The following is a 19037-nucleotide window of genomic DNA, read 5'->3' on the forward strand; positions in this document are numbered from 1 at the left end:
TCAGGCAGGCTGCAGGACCGACGCCACCCGTTCCAAGGCGCGCTCGATGTTCTCCTTGCTGCTCGCATAGGAGAAGCGCAGGTAGCCCTCGCCCAGGTGACCGAAGCTGGTGCCCGACAGCACCGCGACACCCGCCTTCCTCAAGAGCAGAGTCTCCAGCTCCTGACTCTTCATCCCCGTCCCCGTGATGTTCGGGAAGGTGTAGAACGCCCCCTTCGGCATCACGCACGAGAACCCCGGCAGGGCGTTCAACCCCTCGACGATGACCTTCCGGCGCTCGTCGAACGCCGCCATCATCGTGTCCACCGCGGTCTGCGGACCGCGCAGGGCCTCGATCGCCGCCACCTGCACCGGGGCACTGGGGCACGAGGTCGAGTTGATCTGAAGGCGCTCGGCCTGGGCGATCAGGCTCGCCGGCCAAAGACCCCAGCCCAGACGCCAGCCGGTCATCGAGAAGGTCTTGCTCCAACCGTCGAGCACGATCAGGCGATCGCGGATCGAGTCGAACTCGAGCAGGCTGACGTGCTCCTCGCCGTCGTAGGTCATGCGCGAGTAGATCTCGTCCGACAGGATCGCCACGTGGGGGTGCGCCTCGAGGCCCTTGACCAGCTTTTCCAACTCGGCCCGCGGCACCAGCCCGCCGGTCGGGTTGGCCGGGGTGTTGACGATGATCAGGCGCGTGTTGCGGTTGATCTTGGCCAGCACCGCGTCGGCGTCGAAGGTGAAGCCCTTCTCCTCCAACAACTCGATCGGCACCGGCGTGGCGCCCGAAAAGCGGATCATCGACTCGTAGATCGGGAAGCCGGGGTTCGGGTAGAGGATCTCGGCCCCCGGCTCCCCGAACATCAGCATCGCGAAGAACATGGTCGGCTTGCCGCCGGGCACGATCAGCACGTTGTCCGGATCGATCGTCGCGCCCCGGTACTTCAGCACGTCCTCGGCCACCGCCTGGCGCAGGTCGGGCAGGCCCTTGGCCGGGGTGTAGAAGTGGTAGCCGTCGCGCAGGGCCTTGATCCCGGCTTCGACGATGTTGTCCGGGGTGCGGAAGTCCGGCGCGCCGATGCCCAGGTTGATGATGTCGTGGCCCTCGGCCTCGAGTCGCTTCGCCCGCGCGAGGACGTCGAAGGCGGTCTCGGTGCCGAGCATGGACATGCGCTGTGAGAGTTGCACGGTGGGACTCCGGGGGGCTGCGTGGCGGGGGTGAGCGGGCTGGTTCGCGGGACAGCCGGGGAAGATAACCGCTGGGCCCCCCGCCGCCGAACCGCCAACCCCTTCCCGGACGGATCGGCACAGGTCTTGCTGTATCGTTCCCCGGTGCCGGCCCGGGCCACGCCCGGTGCCCTCCATCACCCCAGCCGCCCCGCCAAGATGCGTCCGCAGACAACGCCCCAATGGCTCACGAGAGCCGCCGCCCTCGCCTTCCTGACCCTGATCAGCGGCTGTGGCGCCGGGGATTACGACCTGACGGTCTACTCCGCGGCGGACCAGATCCACGCCGAGCCCCTGCTCCAGCGTTTCGAAGAGGAAACAGGCCTGCGCGTCAATATGGTCTTCGACGTCGAGGCCAACAAGACGGTCGGGCTCGTGGCGCGGCTGCGCAAGGAGGCCGAGCAGGGCACCGTGCGCTGCGACGTCTTCTGGAACAACGAGATCGCCAACACCGTCGCCCTCGCGGCCGACGGCCTGCTGCAGCCCTACGACTCCCCCGCCGCCGCCGACATCCCGGCCACGTTCAAGGATCCGGGGCACCTGTGGACAGGGTTCGCCGCCCGGGGACGGGTGCTGATCGTCAACACCGAGCGGCTCGGCGACCGCGCGGCGCCGAGCTCCCTCGACGACCTGTTGAGCCCCGCCTGGAGCGGTGAAGCGGGGATCGCACGACCCCTGTCGGGCACGACCCTGACCCACGCGGCGGTGCTCTACGACGTCCTCGGCGACGACGCAGCGCGCGCCTTCTGGAAGTCGGTCAAGCAACGCAACGCCGCCGGCGCGTTGAACCTGGCCAGCGGCAACGGACCGCTGATGCGCTCGGTCGGGACCGGCGAGTACACCTGGGGCTGGACCGATACCGACGACTTCAACGTGGCCCGCGTGCGCGGCATGCCGGTCCTGCGTGTTGCGCCGGACCAGGTCGAGGGCGGCATGGGCCTGTTGATGATCCCCAACACCGCCGCGATCGTCGCTGGGGCCCCGAACCTCGACAACGCCAAGCGTTTCTACGACTGGCTGGTCTCCGCGGACACCGAGGCCGCCCTGGCCTCCTCGGACTCCGCCAACGTCCCGGTGCGACCGAACCTGGTGCGGCCCGAGAACGTCCTGGGCACCTCCGAGCTCCACGTGATGGAAGTCGACTGGCAGCAGGTAGGCCAACGACTCCCGGCGATCCAGACCGAGCTCAAGGAGCTGTTCCTCGATTGAGTCGTTCGCTCGTCATCGCCGCCTGCGCGGTCTTTGCAATCTGCGCCCTGGCGCCGATTCTCGCCGCCTATGGAACGGTGCGCGGTGACGACCTGGAAGCGCTGATGGATGCGCGCACCTGGGGCCTCCTGTGGCGCACGATCCAGCTCGGCCTCGGGGTGACCGCCGTTGCCGTGGGCTTCGGCCTGCCCTTCGGCTTCCTCGTGGCGCGCACGGATCTGCCCGGTGCCGGCCTGCTGCGGACCCTGGGCGTGGCACCGCTGTTCGTGCCGACCCTGCTGATCGCCATGACCTGGACGATCTTCAGCGACGTGCGCGGCGCGCCGATGACGACCTGGGTCCTGGGCCTGGCCAACTTCCCCCTGGTCGCGGTCTTCGCGGCGCGGGCGGCCGAGCGCATCGACGCACGCCTCGAGGAAGCGGCGCGGGTCGCCGGCGGTTGGCGCGCAGTGCTGCGCGTGGATCTGGCCCTGATCCTGCCCGCGAGCGCCTGCGGCGCCTGCCTGGCCTTCACCTTCGCGGTCAACGACTTCGCCGTCCCCGACTACGTCTCGTCGGTCGGTGTGAAGTTCAACGTCTACGCCGACGAGATCTTCGCCAACTGGAGCCAGTTCGAGGCCCCGGGCCTGGCCGCCGCCTCGGCCGCGCCGCTGATCGCCCTGACCCTGGCGGCCTTGATCCCGGCTCTGGCCCTGCGTCGCCGCGGCGCGCTGGCGACCCTGCGCGGAGGCTTTCGCCCGCCCGAACGGATTCCCCTCGGGCCCTGGCGTTGGCCGGCCTTCGCCTTCGCGCTGCTGGTGGTCGGACTCTCGACCCTGGCGCCCCTGGGGCGCCTGGCCTTCGAGGCCGGCGGTGGCCCCCATCGCTGGAGACCGATGTCGGTCCAAGCCGCGGCAGCAGGTGCCGAGATTCCGACCCCGGCCGCGGTCACCGAGCGCGAGCAGGCCGGCGAGAGCACCACCGTCTCGACCGCGACCTACCTGAAGACGGCGCCCCGGATCCTGATGGCCCAGGTCAGCCAGATGGGCTCCGCCTTCGGCAAGGCCATCGACAAGGCACGCGACGACCTGCGGCGCAGCCTGACCTACGCCGTGGGGGCCGCCACCGCCGCCGTGCTCCTGGGCCTGATCCTGGGGCACGCCATCGAACGCGCGCGCCGCCGCTGGGTGGGGCGCTCCCTCGAGGTGCTGGCCCTCTTGCCCCTGGCCGCGCCGGCGACGCTGTTCGCCTTCGGTGCGATCGTGCTGTGGAGCCGGCCGCTGACCTCCGACCTTTACGCCAGCCAGGTGATGGTCCCGATCCTGTTCACCGGCCGCCTGGCCACCTTCGCGGTGTTGATCCTGGCCGGCGGCGTGGCCTCCATGTCGCGCGAGCTCGAGGACGTGGCCGCGACCTCGGGCGCGGGTCCGGCGCGGCGCCTGTTCACCGTTGTCGCGCCGAACCTGCTGGGCTCGATCGCCGGTGCGTGGGTGCTGGTCTTCGCCTTCGCCATGCGCGAACTCGACGCGGGGATTCTGGTGCCGGCCGCCAACAAGACCGCCATCGTGCGCGTGTTCAACGGCGTGCACTTCGGGCGTGACGACTACGTGGCGGCCCTCTCCCTCCTGCTCGTCTTCACGATCGTGCTGCCCGGACTGCTCTGGAACCTCTTCGCCAAGCGGCGACTGGAGATGCTGCCGTGACCGAGAACCTGCTCACCATCCACGACCTCAGCGTCGAGCTGGCCGGCGCTCCGGTCCTGCCGGGCCCGGTGGAGTTCCAACTCGAGGCCGGCGAGCACGTCCTGTTGGTCGGGCGGTCCGGTTCAGGCAAGACTTCGCTCCTGAGGGCGATCGCCGGGCTGGTGGCACCCAAGACCGGCACGATCGACCTGGAGGGCGCGCGGGTCAGCGGGCCCGGCAGGGTGCTGGTGGCGCCCGAGGCCCGCGGCATCGGCTACATGCCCCAGGGCGGCGCCCTTTGGCCCCACTTGAGCGTGACCAAGACCCTGGAGTTCGTCCTCGCGCGGGGCGGCCTGAACCGCTCCGGGCGCGCCCGGCGCGCGAGTGAGCTGCTGGAGCTGGTCGAGCTTCCGGGCTTCGAATCGCGTTACCCGTCGACCCTCTCCGGAGGCGAGGCCCAGCGCGTAGCGCTGGCGCGGGCCCTGGCCCGGAAGCCGCGGCTGCTGCTGCTCGACGAACCCCTCGGGCCGCTCGACGCCGAGCTGCGCCGGGATCTGCTCGCGCGCCTCGGCAACCTGCGCGCCGAGCTCGGCTTCGCCGCCCTGCACGTGACCCACGATCCCGCCGAGGCCATCGCCATGGCCGACCGGGCCGTTCGACTGGAAGACGGGACTCTGCGCCCCTACGAGGCGGTAACCGCGTCCGCCCGCTGAAAGACCGACCATGAACCCTCGACCGATACTCGGATCCGTGCTGGCCCTGCTCGGGGTCGTCGTCGCGGTCGCGATCTTCGCCCCCGATCAAGAGGCCGCCGCCGAGCCGCGCCAGTTCTCGTCCAGTCGCGAGTGCGCCGAGTGCCACGCCGAGGCCTACGGCGAGTGGTCGGTGACGGAGCACGCCAGCGCCTGGACCGGGGCCGAGGTACGCGCGCTCTCGAACGACTTCTCCAACCAGGACTGCATCGACTGCCACGCCCCGAAGCCGGTGTTCGAGACCGGCATCGGCAATCGCGTGCAGCCGCGGACCCTGAACCGCGTCGAGGGTGTGGACTGCCTCACCTGCCACCAGCTGCCGGGCGGCGGTGTGGCGGGGAGCACGAACGACAGCAACGCCGCGTGCCGGCCGCAGGAGCGCCGGGAGCTGACCAGTCCGAACCTCTGCGGCGGCTGCCACAACCAACACAAGACCGTCGACCAGTGGCGTGGCTCGAAGTGGGCCGAGCAGGGCATCGACTGCATCGACTGCCACATGCCCTTCCGCGACGGGGATCCGAGCAAGGGTCGCGACCACTCGATGCACGGTGGTTCGAGCCTCGACAACCTGCACAAGGCGGTCGAGCTGCGCGGGATGCTGGAGGACGGCCACTGGGTGGTGGAGGTCGAGAACGTGGGCACCGGGCACAGCTTCCCCGCGGATGAACGCAGCCGCGCGGCGGACGTGTTCTGGCGTCCGCTCGACGACAACGGAGCTGGCGTCGGTGCCTGGCGCCACCTGCACCGCTTCCGCAGTCCCTACCGCCAAGAGGCGGACCTCGAGGACACCCTGCTGTTGGTCCACGAGAACCGTCGCATGCCGGTGCTCGAGTCCGACGTGACCTTCATCGGCTCGGGCGGCTTGAGCGAGGGCACGCCGGTCTCAGGGCCGATCGAAGTGGCCCTGTTCTACAAGCGCAAGCCCTACTACACGAACCAGGACCAGCCCGACCCCGAGGCCGAGGCGACCCTGGTCCATCGCATCGAGCTGATCCCGTGAGCTTGCTGAGAACTCGAGACAGGCTGGAGCCGCTCCTCGCGCTGGCGCTGCTGCTCGCACTGGCTGCCTGCGGCGGATCGCAACCCGTCGCGGCGACGCCGCCGCCCGATCCGGCGCCGCCGGCCCTCGAGCCGGTGGTGGCGAACAACATGGCCAAGTACGGGGCGCTGCTCGAAGCGCCGCCGGTCCTGCCGGAGACCGAGGCCGAGCTGGCCAAGCAGACCGAGTCCCTGGTCGGCTACGTGGCCTACTCGTCCAACCAGCGCACCCGCGCTCTGGGTCTCGAGGAGCTCGCTGGCCTGGGCCCGGACTCGGCCGCGGCCCTGCGCGATCTGGCCCTCGACGGCGAGCTGCCCGAGGTCGAGCGCGCCACCGCGATCGAGGGCCTGAAGGCCCTCGGCGGGCAGGTCGCCGTGGTCGCTCTGATCGAGCTGATGGAGACGGGCAAGCCCGCGTGGGTGCGCGCGCGCTGCGCCTGGTACCTGGGACAGCTCAAGCAGGACCGCGCGATCCCCATGCTGCTCAAGTGCCTGAAGTACGAGAAGGACGAGGAGACCGCCGTCTGGATCGCCTGGGCTCTGGGACAGATGGGCAACCTCGCGGGGGTCGAGGCGCTCTTGGTGGTTCGCAATCGCGAGGGTGCGAGTGCCCTGTGGCCGACGATCGACGGGCACCTGGCCGAGCTCTCCAAGCGCTTCAGTACCGACGTGGCCGGCCTGCGCGCCCTGTGGTCCGGGCCACCGGTCTACGACATCACCTTCGAGCGTTCGGACGCCTGGCACTACGAGGTCTGGCACTGGATCGATCGCCTGGACGAGTTCCAGCTGCGCGGCGTCGACGACGCGCGCTATATCTTCAGCCAACTGGGGCCGGCCGCGGTACCGCTGTTGGCGCAGGCCCTGCACGACGAGAGCCGCTACCGACGAATGAACTCGGCCCAAGGCTTGGAGCGCATGGGTGCGCGGGCCCAGGGAGCGGTACCCGCACTGATCGACGCCCTGAACCAGCCGGACCTCTCGACCCAGGCGGCCCAGTCCCTCGGTGCGATCGGCGGCGAGGGCGCGCTCGAGGCCCTGGTGGATCGGTTGAAGCCGCACCGCGATGCCGCCATGCGTGTGGCGGCGGCGTGGGCCCTGGGTGAGCTCGGGGATGCGGCCGCGGTCGAGCCCCTGCGCCAGTTCGGGCTCGACGCCGGGATCGCCGAGCTCAGCCAGGCTGCGGCCGAGAGCATCGCGTTCCTGGGCGGGGGCGAGTCCGTGCTCGAGGCCCTGTTCGCCATGCGCACCGACCCGACCCTCGAGAGCGCGCGCACCGAGCGGGCCCTGCTGACCTGGCTGCGCCATCGCGCCGCCGGAGGGGACGCACTCGCGGGCAGCTTGGTCGCCCGTTTCGATGCCGGAGACGCGCCTTGGGACGAAGTCCACGCGGCCTTCGCCGACGGCCCCGACGAGTCGGAGCCGCAACACTGACCGCCCAGAACGTCGACCTCACGCGCAGCGCCCATCGGCCCTGGCCGATCCCGTCTGGCTCCTGGGCCATGCGTATGGCCTGGCACGACCTGGCCTTCCTGCACTGGCCGCTGCCGGCCGCGGCCATCGCCGAGCGCCTGCCCGAGGGCCTCGAGGTCGACACCTACGGCGGCGAGGCCTGGATCGGCGTCGTGCCCTTCCGCATGACCGGCGTCACCCCGCGCTTCGTGCCCCCGCTGCCCGGCGTCTCGGCCTTCCCCGAGATCAACTTGCGGACCTACGTGCGCCACGGCGACAAGGCCGGCGTGTGGTTCTTCAGCCTCGACGTCACCGACTGGCTGCCGGTGCAGGTCGCGCGGCGCCTGTTCCACCTGCCCTACTTTCACGCCGCGATGCACTGCCGGCCCGACGGCGACGGGCTCGACTACCGTACGTGTCCGGCCGTCCCATCTCGCCGCAAGGCGGAAGATCGAGTAGGAGCGGTCCTCAGGAATTCGCCTGAGCTTCGACGTCGGCCGCCTGACGAGCCTTCCAGCCCCACGGTGTCAGCTCAGCGATGCGCTCCTGCGGCGTTGTCGAGACCCGCTGGATCACGTCCTCGATGTAGGCGTCGGGCGGTACCTCGGCGAGCTTGCAGCTCATGGTGAGCGAGTAGAGCCGCGCGGCGACCTCGCCGCCACGTTGGCTGCCGAAGATCCCCCAGTTCTTCCTCCCGACGGCGACGTGGCGCAGGGCCCGCTCGGTGTCGTTGTTGTGGATCGGGAGGCGGCCGTCGCGAAGCATGGCCGTCAGCGGCTCGCGCTGATTGATGACGTAGCGGGCGGCTTTGCCGAGGCTGCCGCGCGCGCCGATCGATGCGTCCTCGTCGAGGGCGAAGACGACCTCGAAGATCGTCTCGAGTACGTGACGCGACCGCCGATCGCGGACCGTCGCGCGCAGTTGGGCGAGTCCGCCCAGCTCCAGACCGTCACGCTGCGCCCTGGCCACGACGGCGCGTTCGATCCAGAAGAGTCTCTGGATCGGTCGAAGCACGGCCGCGGCCTTCTTTTGGTTCGAGTCGAGCGCGTCGACGAATTTCCGTCGCGCATGGGCCCAGCAGCCCGCGCGCACGATGCCGTTGCGATCCGCGACCGGATTCACTCCGTCGTACCCGTCGGTCAGCAGCGTTCCGGACCAGTCACCGAGGAAGGCCGCGGGTTCTTTCGCCGACCGGTCGGGCCAGAAGTCGGCGAGGACCTTCTCCTCGGGACTGCCGCGAACGTTGCGCCAGGCCCAGAGCTGTCCTCGGCGGGTCCCCTTCTGGCCCTCCGTCTGGACCGCGATCGGCGTCTCGTCGGCCTGCAGGACCTCTTCTTCGAGGAGCTGGCGGCGCATCTCGCGCAGGACCGGCCGCGCGACGATCTCGTCGAGCCGCACCATGAGGTCCCACATCGTCTGCCGCGCGAAGTGGACGCCGTCGCGTTTGAAGATCGACTGGATCCGATTGAGCGGCAGGTGATCGGCGTACTTCGAAGTCGCCACGTGGGCGTAGACCGACGCCTCGTACTTGCCACCGTCGATGACGCCATCGGGCAGCGGCGCGACCTTGACGGTGTGGCCGTCCTTGCAAGCGTACTTCCGACGCTCGTAACGTTTCACGACGAAGCGCGCCGGGATCAGGTGGCCGCGCTCGGTTACCTCGACGCCAATCTCGTGCAGAGGTCCACTGCAGTCCGGGCAGCTGCGGTCCGCTTCGGGGACGTCGAGCGTCACCGTCTGGCGCGGGAGGTCCTCCGGGAAAGGCGCACGTCCGTGTCCCTTGGCGGGCTCGCGCTTCGGCTTGCGAGGCATCGCTGCCACTTCCTCCTCGAGCTTGGTCAGGAGGGCCTGGCTCGTCTCGAAGAGCCGCAGCTGGTTCGGGTCGATCGTTTCGCGGCGACGACCGAAGAGGTGTCGCTGCAGGTGGGCGAGTTGCTCCCGCAGCACGGCGATCTCTTCGCTCTTCGCGTCGATCGCCCGCTGCTGCTCCTCGACGGTGGAGTGCAGCGTCTGAAGCTGGGCATTCGCTTCGTCGATGTCCGTCAGCGGCGTCACGTCCGCAAACTTAGCCCAGCGAGTCTCGCGGTCAAGCGCCGATTAGCTCCTTCACCTCCGCTCTTTGCATCACCCGCCGGGCGCCGCGAAGATCGATGCCGTCGAGCACCAGCGCAAGCTCATGGCTCGCGAGCTCGTAGCTCGTCGCGTTGCCCGATGCACGATCGAAGACCTGGAAGCGACCACCCTCGAGTCGCTTCGAGAGCACCCAATAGCCTGAAGCCTCCCAGACCAGCGCCTTCATCATCGAGCGGCGCTTGTTGAAGAAGAGGAACAGGTGCCCCGATTGCGGGTCCTGGTCCACGACGTCGATCACCGCTCCGCTGAGCCCGTCAAAGCTCTTTCTCATGTCCACCGGCGTGCGACACACGAAGATCCGCACCTGCGGTGAGGGCGGAAAGCTCAGCATGACCCGAGCACGCCGAGCAGGCGACGAAGCGCAACCTCGTCGAAGTCACGCCGCACGCGCAGCGACAGACCAGAGGGCAGCACGAGCTCGATCAGGGTTGCGTCGGCGCCCTCCGTTGGGGCCGGCTCCTCGAGCCGAAGCTCGAAGAAGGGCTCCGGTCGAGGACGCATTGCCCGGCGACGTTCGGCCGCCCGAGCGTTGTAGAGGCTCCAGGGCTTCACTCCCTTGGAGCGGGCGAACGCGGCCAAGCTGACATCGGACCTGGAGTGCTCCTTCAGCAGCGCGAGTGCCTCCTCGGCCGGGACTGAACGGGGCACGGAGTTCGAGTTGGGGTTCATCCCGCGCAGCCTCCCGTCTCCCCACGGACGCGCAAGATGGGCTCACCGGACACGTACCGACTACCTGTCCGAGCGTCGCCCGCGCTCGGGGCCGTCCATGTCCTTCGCCGGACGCTACCGCCCCACCGGTCCGGTGCAGCTCGCGGAATCAGGCAGCCTGGAGCACTGGCTCACCGAGCGCTACTGCCTCTATTCCGCCGACTCCCACGGGGTCATCTACCGCAGCGAGATCCACCACGAGCCCTGGCCCCTGCAAGTGGGCGAAGCCGAAGTCCTGGTCAACCTCACGACCTCGCAGATCGGCCTGCAGCTCCCCGACACGGCCCCCCTGGTGCACTTCGCCCGGCGACTGGACGTCGTGGCCTGGCTCATCGACCCGATCGCCTGAGGCGCGGCAGCGCACACTACTCGCGCTTCAGCACGCCCGAGGCGTCGATCGTCACCAGCGCACCGTCGACGCGCGCCATGCCACGAATCCAATCGTCGTGGCGGCGCAGGACCGAGTCGACCCGTGCGCGCAGGGGATCGAGGGCGCGCACGGCTCCGTCGGCGCAACCCGAGAGCAGCTCGTCTTCGCTCCAGATCAAGCACAGCACCGCCCCACCGTGATCGCGGATGATGCGGCGCATGCGTCCGATGTCGTGCTGCCAGATGCGGACGGTGCGGTCTGCCGCGCCGCTGGCGAGCTGGGTTCCGTCGGGGCTGAAGGCCAGGCAGGTGACGCGGTCGGTGTGGCTCGAGAGGGTGCGCAGGCACTCGCCCTCGCTCCACAGTCGGATCGTGCGGTCGAGCGATCCACTGGCCAAGGTGCCGTCCGGCGCCACGGCCAGGCACAGAACCTGGTCGCTGTGTCCTTCGAGGAACGTCGCTCCCTCGCCGGAGGCCGGGATCACGCCGACGGTGTGGTCCGCGCTGGCCGTGTACAGGGTCCCGCCGTCCGGGCTCCAGGCCACGTCGTAGATCACGTCGTCGTGGACCTGGCGCTCGAAGACCAGGTCACCGGTCGTCACATCCCACAGTCGCAGGCTGCCGTACTCGCCGGCGAGCCCCCCGGCCTCGGCCAACAGCTCGCCGTCGGGGCTGGCCTCGATCGCGACGATCGGGCGCACTTCGCCGAGCATCGCCTCACCCACCGCGAGTCCGGCATCGGTGGCGACGGCGAGTCCCGCGCCTGTAGCGCACAGATCCGTCGCCGCCAGCAGCAACGCCGCGATCACAGCAGCTCCCCGATCGGCCGCACGTGATCGGGCAGCACCTGCAGGCGGCGCCCGTCCGCGGTCTGGTAGGTGGCCGAGGTCTGCACCCCCAGGCGATCGTAGATGGTCGCGATCAACTCCTCGGGCGTCACCGGTCGCTCGGCGGGCAGCTCGCCCCGCGCATCCGTCCGGCCCAGGGCCTGGCCAGTGCGAATGCCGCCACCGGCCATCACGCAGAAGCTGGACCGCGGCCAGTGGTCGCGCCCGCCCTTGGCGTTGATCTTCGGCGTGCGGCCGAACTCGCCCATCAGCACCACCAGGGTGCGCTCGAGCATCCCGCGCTCCGCCAGGTCGGCGATCAGCGCCGGGTAGGCCAGGTCGAGGGTCGGCAGGGGCCCGGGGTAGCCGAAGGTCAGGCGCTGGAACACGTCGTCGTGCATGTCCCAGCCACCGTTGTAGACGGTGACGAAGCGCGAGCCAGCCTCCACCAAACGCCGCGCGGTGAGGCAGGCGTCGCTGAGGCCCGTGCCGCCGAAGCGCGAGCGCGAGGCCTCGGGCTCGAGCGACAGGTCGAAGGCGTTGCGCGCGACCGGCGAGGTCAAGAGGTCGAAGGCCTGGCCGTAGAAGCTATCGAGCGTACTGTCGCCGCTACCGCCCTGGGCCGCCTGGACCCGCTCGCGCAGGGCGCGGCGGCGCTCCATGCGCTCGATCGACAGGCCCTCGGTCGACACATCGCGGGCCGCGCCGACCGCGGTCTCGTAGGGGTCGTATTTGCGATCCAGGTAGCCGGCGCCGCCGTACTGGGGCGTGCGCCCGAGGGTCACGTAGGTCGGCACCCCCGCGTCGCCCACGCCCCGCTGTCGCGCCAGGACCGAGCCCATGCTGGGGTAGACCAGCGCCGGCGAGGGCCGAAAGCCGGTCATGTAGTGGTGGCTGCCGCGGTCGTGGTTGCCCTCGGCCGAGGTCAAGGTGCGAATCAGCGCCACCTGGTCCATCATCTTGGCCGTGCGCGGCAGGTGCTCGCAGATGCGCACGCCGTCGAGGCTCGTGTCGATCGCGCCGAACTCGCCGCGGTACTCCGCGGGCGCCTCGGGCTTGGGGTCGAAGGTGTCCAGGTGGCTGGGGCCGCCGTCGAGCCAGATCAGGATGCAGGCGTCGGCGCGGCGGGCGGACGATGCCGCGCCCAGGGCCGCGTGGGCCAGGGCCGAGGGCATCAGGGGCGACGCGCCGAGGCCCAGACCGGCGAAGGCGCCCAGCCGCAGGAGGTCGCGGCGAGCGAGGTTGGCACTTCGATCAGCGGACATGGAGGAACTCCTCGGAGTTGAGCAGGGCCCACATCAGGTCTTCGAGACCCTCCCGGCTGGTCGGCGCCAGCTCGCGCTCGCGGCCGGTCGGCCCGCGCCCCAGGGCGCGGCGATAGATCTCGTCCAGGTCCATGTTCTCCATCCGCGCCACCTTGGCGTTCACGGCCTCGGAGGTGATCAAGTGCAGGCTCTGGGCCAAGCTGCCCGAAAAATCCGAGCGCCGGCCGGAGACGTCCAGGGTGGCCGAGTCCATGGTCGGGTTCTGCACCGCGCGCTTGGCATCGGGCACGCCGGTGGCGTCGGCGATGGCGTCGACCAACACCGCGGCGGGCATCAGTCGGGGCTGCTTCAAGCGCCCGTAGGCGTCGGAGCGGGCGATGACGCCGACCAAGTGCTGCAGGGACGAGTCGTGCTCGGTGAAGTCCGCCGCCAGAGCTGCCAGCAGCGCCTCGTTGGAGGCCGGGTTCGAGGGGCGCAGGTCGTCGACCGGCTCCACCAGGCCCTCGCCCATCAACGCCGCCCAGACGCGGTTGGCCATCAGGCGCGCGAAGTCGTCCCGTTCCACGACCCAATCGGCCAGGGCCCAGCGCCGATCCCCATCGGGCTCCATCGACGGCGCGACGCCGCCCGGGAAGGTCGGATGGACCACCTCACCGGTGTCGAGGGTGCGCACTTCCCCGCGGCTCGCGAGCTGCAGACCCGTGTCTTCGATCCGCACCCGCGCAAAGAAGGCCGCCACGCCGAAGTAGTCGTCCTGGCTGAACGACATGAACGGGTGGTTGTGGCATTGGGCGCACTGGATCTGCTTGCCGAGGAAGCTCTCGAAGAGGTTCTCGGCGATCATCTTCGGGTCGTTCGTGCTGAACAGGGCCGTGCCCGGCTGGTGGCCGGTGGCGGTCATGATCGTGCGCGCGACGTCGGTCCAGGGTCGCTCGGCCGCGAGCTCGGTGCGCAGCCAGCCCACCAGCTTGGGCGAGGTCGGCAGCAGCTCGGCCAGCCGATAGGCCCAGAACTCGGCGAAGGCGTCCGAGGCGATCAGCCCGTCCACCAATCGATCGCGGTCGGGGTCGCGCTCGAACGCCGCCTGCTGCTCGAGACTCGGCAGCCGGCCGGTCAGATCGAGGGTCACCCGGCGCAGGAAGGTCGCGTCGGAGCAGCGCTCCGGCGGGGCCACCCCCATGCGCCGCCACTGTTCGGCCACGAGTTCGTCGACGAAGCCCAGGGGCTCGTACTCGAACTCCACCTGACCGAAGGGCGTGGTCACCGGAACCACGGCGAGCTTGCCACCGTAGCGCACGATCACCGACGTCTGCCCCGGTCGCAGGGCCTCGATCTCGATCCGCCCGTCTTCACGCTCGCTCCACTGGGCGCCTTCGACCCAGGCGATGGACTCGTCGTTGGAGGTCACCAGGGCCCACTCGGTCACGTCGCGCCGTGTGCCGTCGTCGTAGATCGCCGTGACCCGCAGGCCGTCGTCCTCGACCACTTCGATCCGCTCCAACTCGCGCTCGACGGTGCGGTAGGGCGCGCCGGACTCGATCCAGCGCAGCAGGAGCTGGTAGCCCTCGCTGTCCGCTTCGAGCACCAGTCCCCCGCCGTGATGCGTGCGCTCGGAGGGCTTACGCAGCAGCAGGCTGTCTTCGGGCTCGATCTGTTGGATCCGGCGACCGCGCAGGTCGCGGGTCAGGGCCTCCCAATCCGCGCGGGGGTCGTAGCCGAGCAGGGACAGCTTGAAGCGATTCTGGCCCAGGGCGGCGCCATGGCAATCGCCCGTGTTGCAGCCGGCGGCCGTCAGCACTGGCATCACGTCGTTGACGAAGTCGGGCGACTCGGTCCCGGCGATCGTCGGCAACCACGCGCCGCTCCCCTCGCCCGACGCCAAGTCCGGACCCGGGAGGGTGATCACGAGCGCCATGTAGGCGGCGGGCGCGAGCCCGAACCAGGCTGCCAGCTTCAAGTCGTCAACGCTCCCCGCCGTCCAGGGCCGCAGCGCCGACCTTCGTCGCCAGCTCGCTCAGCTCGCGCCGGATCGAGTCGCTGCCGGAGCCGTCCTTGCGGATCTGCTCCAGGCTCTGCAAGAAGCGCGGCACGAGGGTGGCGTCCTCGGTCAGGATCGCTTCGATCGAGCGCACCGCCGACTGGGACTGGCGCGGGCGCTTCATCTCCAGGGCCTGGGCCAGGAGGCGCGCGAGCTCGGTCTCGTTGTCGAGCGGCGCCCGCTCCATGTCCCCCTCCATGCGCGCGCCGCGCATGGCCTCGGGGCCCGCGCCGGTCATGCCGCTGGCAGCCGCCAGCCTCTCGAGTTCGGCCACCCGCGTGCGCAGGGCCAGCAGCTCGCGCTTGACGTCTTCGAAGCTCTCGAGCGTCAGCAGCGCTTGGTCCACCGCTGCCATCACCTGGGGCACGTCGGTGGCGTTGGTGGTCAACAGGGGGAAGCTCGCGACGGCCACGTCCCGGCGCGTCACCACGATCGTCAGGGACATCTCGCGGTTGAGCCCCCAGGCCCCGGGCCCCTCCTGGCCGTCCAGGGACACGGCCAGGGGCGAGCGGACCTCCAACAGGCCCGGCAGCTCCAGCCCGTAGCGCTCGGTCTCGTCCTGGTCCTTGCCGAGCAGCACGAACAGCGTTTCGAGGCCATCGGGGCGGCGCGCCACGCAGGCTTCGTCCAGGGCGCGGATGGTCCGACTGGTGGCGCGGGAGACCTCGTGGATGAAGCACCAGACAGTAGTCGCTCCTGCGAAGTCCGCCACGAAGTCGTGGACCTCGTCGCGCAACTCGCCGTTCATCCCAACGGCCTCGAAGCCGACGATGGGCTCTCCCGGCAGGGGCCCGGAGAAGGCCTCGTCCTGCAGAGCGCCGGCTGCGGCGGCGGCACCGAGGCAGGCCAGGGCCAGGCCGGTGAGCACTGACCGCAGGGGCCGCGGGGAGGTCTTGGGGAAGGCGGTGAGGGTGGCTTTCATCGCGCGGGCAGGGTTGGTGGTTCGGGGGGGGTGGGAGCCGTGGGTGGCGAGCGACCCCGATAGTGTTCCTCGCGAGGCAGCGGGTCGGAAGATCGGTCCCGCCTCTGGCTCCCCCCCGCCGCGGTTGGCCCGTCCAAGCGGCGCAGGCCAGGGTCCCGCCACCGGGCTTCAGCGACCTCATGAAGGTACGCACGGCAAGGCGCCGGGGGAGTAACCACACCGTAACCACCCCGCTGGACGGTCTTCCGTCGCCGTCGCCGTTCCCGACCGGCTCGGCCCGCGTCAGATCAAGCCGGCGAGCACCGCCACGACCACCGCCAGCCAGGCCAGGGTGTTCAGGGCGAAGAGCCGGTCCCCGCCGAGGAAGACCTTGGTCGGGTTGCCGGTGTCGGTCCCCGAGCGCGCCAGCAGCATGTAGCGGCCCAGGCCGAAGACCACGAAGGGCACCGACCAGACAAGGCGGTTGCCCTCGCCGAACTTGGCGGCGGTGACCGGGTCGACCGTGTAGAGCGTGTAGCAGACGATCGTGCAGGCGGCCATGACCGAGATCATCTGGTCCAGGAAGCCGGTCGAGTACTGCGACAGGTTGGCGCGGTGATCGGCGGCGGCGTCACCCAACAGGGCGATCTCGGCGCGCCGCTTGTTGAGGCCCAGGAACAGGGCCAGGAACAGTGTGCACAGGAGCAGCCAGCGCGACAGCTCGATCCCCGCCGCGGCGCCGCCCACCGCCACGCGCAAGAGAAAGCCGGTCGCGATGCAGAACACATCCACCAGCACGATGCGCTTGAGCCCGAAGCTGTAGGCCACGTTGATCGCGACGTACCCGGCCAGGATCGCCCACACGGGCGTCGGGTCACCGCCGGCCAGCACAGCGAGCACCGCGGCCCCCACGGCACAACCGATCGCCGCCAACTTGGCCGCGCCAGTGGAGAGCTCCCCTGCGGCGATGGGTCGCAAGCGCTTCTCCGGGTGCAGGCGATCGCTCTCGACGTCGAGCAGATCGTTCAGCACGTAGATCGAGCTGGACGCCAGGCTGAAGGCGCCGAAGGCGAACAGCACGGCGATGATCGCCCCCTCCACGTGGTCCACGCCAAGGCTGCGGTCGCCGAGGGCGAAGCCGATCGCCGCCAGGACGAAGACGTTCTTCGACCACTGGTGCGGCCGCAATGCGCGTACGAGGGGGGGCAGGGTCATCGTGAGGAGCGGGGGCAGCTCCGTTCCAGCGCACGCCGGGCCAGCGCACGCCGCGGTAGTTCACGGTCCAACTCGCTGGATCGATCGCGCGCCTCAGTCGAGCGACAGCTTGCGCAGCATCTCGTGGGGCGAGTCCGGACCGACCGCGAGGTACTCCTCGCCCTCGGTCAACACGCCCTCTTCGATCAACGTCGCGGTCTCCAGGCGGTCCACCGACCCGTCGCCGCGCAGCATCAGCGTCGTGGTGCGGAAGTTCATCTCCGGATCGTTGTCGGTGGCGACCCAGGCCTCGGTCCCGCGCCGGTTGCGGATCGGGAACTGCTTGGTGTCGCGGCCGGCGTAAGCCGAGTAGCTGCCGTCGATCATGTCGGGATCGCTGAACCACTCCTCCTCGTCCAGCTCGCCGATCGTCAGGGCCCCCAGGTCGACGCCGGGGCAGGTCAGCTTGCGCGCCGAAGCGGGGGTGTTCTCCCACACGCCCTTGTAGATCAGGCAGGCGAAGAACTTGACCCCGGAGTCGCTGGGCAGGCGGTCGAAGCGCCCCTCGTAGGCCACGGTCCCGCCGTAGATGTCCATCAGGTTCTTCCGCGACCCGGTGATCTTGGCCTCCTCGATGGCCTCGGGGATCTTGGGCAGCAGGAAGGTGGCCAGGATCCCGATGATCAGGATCACGACCATCAGCTCGATCAGCGTGAAGCCGGACGTGGCGCGCGTGCGGAGGTTGGTTCGAAGCATGACGGGGCGCGGGACGAGGGGAACACCCAGGTTATCCGCCCCGTGGGCCTCGGTCACCCTTTGGGAGGGCCGAGCGTGCTCTGGGTGTCGCGGAGGGGCTCTTGGCGTTCGTACGGTGCCAGGCACAAAACCGCCGCCTACCGGGACGGGGCCCGGCGCCTTCGGCGCCGGGGCCCGTCCCGGTAGGCGGCGGTTTTGTGCCTGGCACCGTACGAACGCCAAGAGCCCCGCTGGCCGGAGGGGGCCTGCGGGGCTCGTGGCTGTCGTCGGACCCCGGGCTCAGCCCGCGGTCGCGGCCGAGGCGGCTTCCTGGAGCGCGGCGACCTTGTTGGTCGCCTCCCAGGGGAAGCCCTCGCGGCCGAAGTGGCCGTGGTAGGCGGTCTGCTCGTAGCGCGGCTTGAGCAGGTCGAGGCTCTCGATGATGCCCGCGGGGCGCAGGTCGAAGACCTTGTCGACCAACTCACCCAGGACGTCGTCGGTCAGCTTGCCGGTGCCGAAGGTGTCCACGCGCACCGAGAGCGGACGCGCCACGCCGATGGCGTAGGACAGTTGGACTTCGCAGCGGGTCGCGAGGCCGGCGGCGACGACGTTCTTGGCCACCCAACGGGCGGCGTAGGCGGCCGAACGATCGACCTTGCTCGGGTCCTTGCCGGAGAAGGCACCGCCGCCGTGACGGCCCATGCCGCCGTAGGTGTCGACGATGATCTTGCGGCCGGTCAGGCCGCAGTCACCGTGCGGGCCGCCGATCACGAACTTGCCGGTCGGGTTGACGTGGTAGATCGTCTTGTCGTCGAGCATCCCGGCCGGGAAGACCGGCTTGATGACCTTCTCGATGATCTCCTTGCGGATCTCGTCGAGCACGTCCTGCTCGGCGGACTTGCCGTTGACCTCGGGGTCGTGCTGGGTCGAGATCACGACCGTGTGCACGCGAGCGACCTTGCCGTCCTCGCCGTACTCGACGGTGACCTGGGACTTGCTGTCGGGACGCAGCCACGCGAGGCGACCGCTCTGACGCTCCTCGGCCATCTTCTCGACCAGGCGGTGCGAGTAGTGGATCGGGAAGGGCATCAGCTCCGGCGTCTCGTCGCAGGCGAAGCCGAACATCAGGCCTTGGTCGCCGGCGCCCTGTTCCTTGTGCAGGCCCTCGCCCTCGGTGACGCCTTGGGCGATGTCGGGCGACTGGCGGTCGAGGCTGACGAGCACCGCGCAGGTGTCGCCGTTGATGCCGAAGTGATCGTCCGTGTAGCCGATGCGCTTGATCGTGTCGCGCACGATCTGCTGGTAGTCGATGCGCGCGTTGGTGGTGATCTCACCCGCGATGACCGCCATGCCCGTCGTGACCATGGTCTCGCAGGCCACGCGGCTCTTGGGGTCCTGTGCGAGGAGCGCGTCGAGAATCGCGTCCGAGACCTGGTCAGCCACCTTGTCGGGGTGACCCATCGATACGGACTCGGAAGTGAAGAGCTGTCGAGCCATGTGTGGCGGGGGGGCGGGTCTGAGGGGCGCGGACGCCCCGGGAAGCCTGAGT

17 protein-coding genes and 1 pseudogene are annotated in these 19037 nt (G+C 70.0%); 7 read left to right on the forward strand and 11 right to left on the reverse strand.

Annotated features, from left to right (window positions below; all coding sequences use genetic code 11):
- Positions 1-1152: a pyridoxal phosphate-dependent aminotransferase gene (locus Pla133_RS14510; protein WP_145070912.1), complete on the reverse strand. Its 1152-nt coding sequence runs from the start codon at positions 1150-1152 to the stop codon at positions 1-3.
- Between the two features lie 216 nt (positions 1153-1368).
- Here Pla133_RS14510 and Pla133_RS14515 point away from each other — a divergent pair, with 216 nt between their 5' ends.
- The 6 genes and pseudogenes from Pla133_RS14515 to Pla133_RS14540 all read left to right on the forward strand — a co-directional run.
- Positions 1369-2418: an extracellular solute-binding protein gene (locus Pla133_RS14515; protein WP_145066447.1), complete on the forward strand. Its 1050-nt coding sequence runs from the start codon at positions 1369-1371 to the stop codon at positions 2416-2418.
- Positions 2415-4100: an ABC transporter permease gene (locus tag Pla133_RS14520; RefSeq protein ID WP_145066449.1), complete on the forward strand. Its 1686-nt coding sequence runs from the start codon at positions 2415-2417 to the stop codon at positions 4098-4100. Before Pla133_RS14515 ends, Pla133_RS14520 begins: the two co-directional genes overlap by 4 nt.
- A complete protein-coding gene (locus tag Pla133_RS14525; protein ID WP_419191548.1) occupies positions 4097-4792 on the forward strand; it encodes an ABC transporter ATP-binding protein in 696 nt (231 codons plus the stop codon). The genes Pla133_RS14520 and Pla133_RS14525 overlap by 4 nt, the downstream gene beginning before the upstream one ends.
- A gap of 10 nt (positions 4793-4802) precedes the next feature.
- A complete protein-coding gene (locus tag Pla133_RS14530) occupies positions 4803-5831 on the forward strand; it encodes a multiheme c-type cytochrome (protein WP_145066453.1) in 1029 nt (342 codons plus the stop codon).
- Positions 5828-7300 (forward strand): HEAT repeat domain-containing protein, encoded by a 1473-nt coding sequence (locus Pla133_RS14535; protein ID WP_145066455.1) that lies wholly within the window; start codon positions 5828-5830, stop codon positions 7298-7300. The genes Pla133_RS14530 and Pla133_RS14535 overlap by 4 nt, the downstream gene beginning before the upstream one ends.
- A gap of 74 nt (positions 7301-7374) precedes the next feature.
- Positions 7375-7731 (forward strand): annotated as a pseudogene (locus Pla133_RS14540) (YqjF family protein); the annotation flags it as partial.
- 55 nt (positions 7732-7786) lie between these two features.
- Here the strand turns inward: Pla133_RS14540 and tnpC are convergent.
- From tnpC to Pla133_RS26320, 3 genes are read right to left on the reverse strand one after another with little or no spacing between them, the layout of a single operon-like run.
- Complete coding sequence (gene tnpC, locus Pla133_RS14545) at positions 7787-9373, reverse strand: IS66 family transposase (RefSeq protein WP_145066460.1); 1587 nt, start codon at positions 9371-9373, stop codon at positions 7787-7789.
- 31 nt (positions 9374-9404) lie between these two features.
- Positions 9405-9782 carry an IS66 family insertion sequence element accessory protein TnpB gene (tnpB, locus tag Pla133_RS14550; protein WP_145066462.1) on the reverse strand — a complete coding sequence of 126 codons (378 nt, stop codon included), beginning with the start codon at positions 9780-9782 and terminating at the stop codon, positions 9405-9407.
- Positions 9776-10099, reverse strand: coding sequence for a hypothetical protein (locus Pla133_RS26320; protein WP_145067572.1), 324 nt, complete (start codon positions 10097-10099; stop codon positions 9776-9778). Before Pla133_RS26320 ends, tnpB begins: the two co-directional genes overlap by 7 nt.
- 10 nt (positions 10100-10109) lie before the next feature.
- Here Pla133_RS26320 and Pla133_RS14555 point away from each other — a divergent pair, with 10 nt between their 5' ends.
- Complete coding sequence (locus Pla133_RS14555) at positions 10110-10508, forward strand: DUF2071 domain-containing protein (RefSeq protein WP_419191549.1); 399 nt, start codon at positions 10110-10112, stop codon at positions 10506-10508.
- A 16-nt stretch (positions 10509-10524) separates the two neighbouring features.
- On the opposite strand, the gene Pla133_RS14560 is transcribed toward Pla133_RS14555, so the two are convergent.
- The 7 genes from Pla133_RS14560 to metK all read right to left on the reverse strand — a co-directional run bounded on the left by Pla133_RS14560 (position 10525) and on the right by metK (position 18985).
- The gene (locus Pla133_RS14560; protein ID WP_145066466.1) at positions 10525-11337 is read right to left on the reverse strand and encodes a WD40 repeat domain-containing protein; all 813 of its coding nucleotides are present in this window, start codon (positions 11335-11337) and stop codon (positions 10525-10527) included.
- Positions 11334-12620, reverse strand: a complete 1287-nt coding sequence (locus Pla133_RS14565) for a DUF1501 domain-containing protein (protein WP_145066468.1) — start codon at positions 12618-12620, stop codon at positions 11334-11336. The genes Pla133_RS14560 and Pla133_RS14565 overlap by 4 nt, the downstream gene beginning before the upstream one ends.
- Positions 12610-14577, reverse strand: coding sequence for a DUF1549 domain-containing protein (locus tag Pla133_RS14570; RefSeq protein WP_145066470.1), 1968 nt, complete (start codon positions 14575-14577; stop codon positions 12610-12612). Before Pla133_RS14570 ends, Pla133_RS14565 begins: the two co-directional genes overlap by 11 nt.
- Before the next feature lie 4 nt (positions 14578-14581).
- Positions 14582-15580 (reverse strand): hypothetical protein, encoded by a 999-nt coding sequence (locus Pla133_RS14575; RefSeq protein ID WP_145066472.1) that lies wholly within the window; start codon positions 15578-15580, stop codon positions 14582-14584.
- Positions 15581-15862: 282 nt separating this feature from the next.
- Positions 15863-16774, reverse strand: a complete 912-nt coding sequence (locus tag Pla133_RS14580; RefSeq protein ID WP_145066474.1) for a decaprenyl-phosphate phosphoribosyltransferase — start codon at positions 16772-16774, stop codon at positions 15863-15865.
- Between the two features lie 93 nt (positions 16775-16867).
- Complete coding sequence (locus Pla133_RS14585; protein ID WP_145066476.1) at positions 16868-17509, reverse strand: type II secretion system protein; 642 nt, start codon at positions 17507-17509, stop codon at positions 16868-16870.
- A 279-nt stretch (positions 17510-17788) separates the two neighbouring features.
- On the reverse strand, positions 17789-18985 hold the full coding sequence (gene metK, locus Pla133_RS14590; protein ID WP_145066478.1) for a methionine adenosyltransferase: 1197 nt from the start codon (positions 18983-18985) through the stop codon (positions 17789-17791).
- Positions 18986-19037: the final 52 nt, after the last annotated feature.

This window comes from Engelhardtia mirabilis, assembly GCF_007748095.1.
Lineage (GTDB): Bacteria > Planctomycetota > UBA1135 > UBA1135.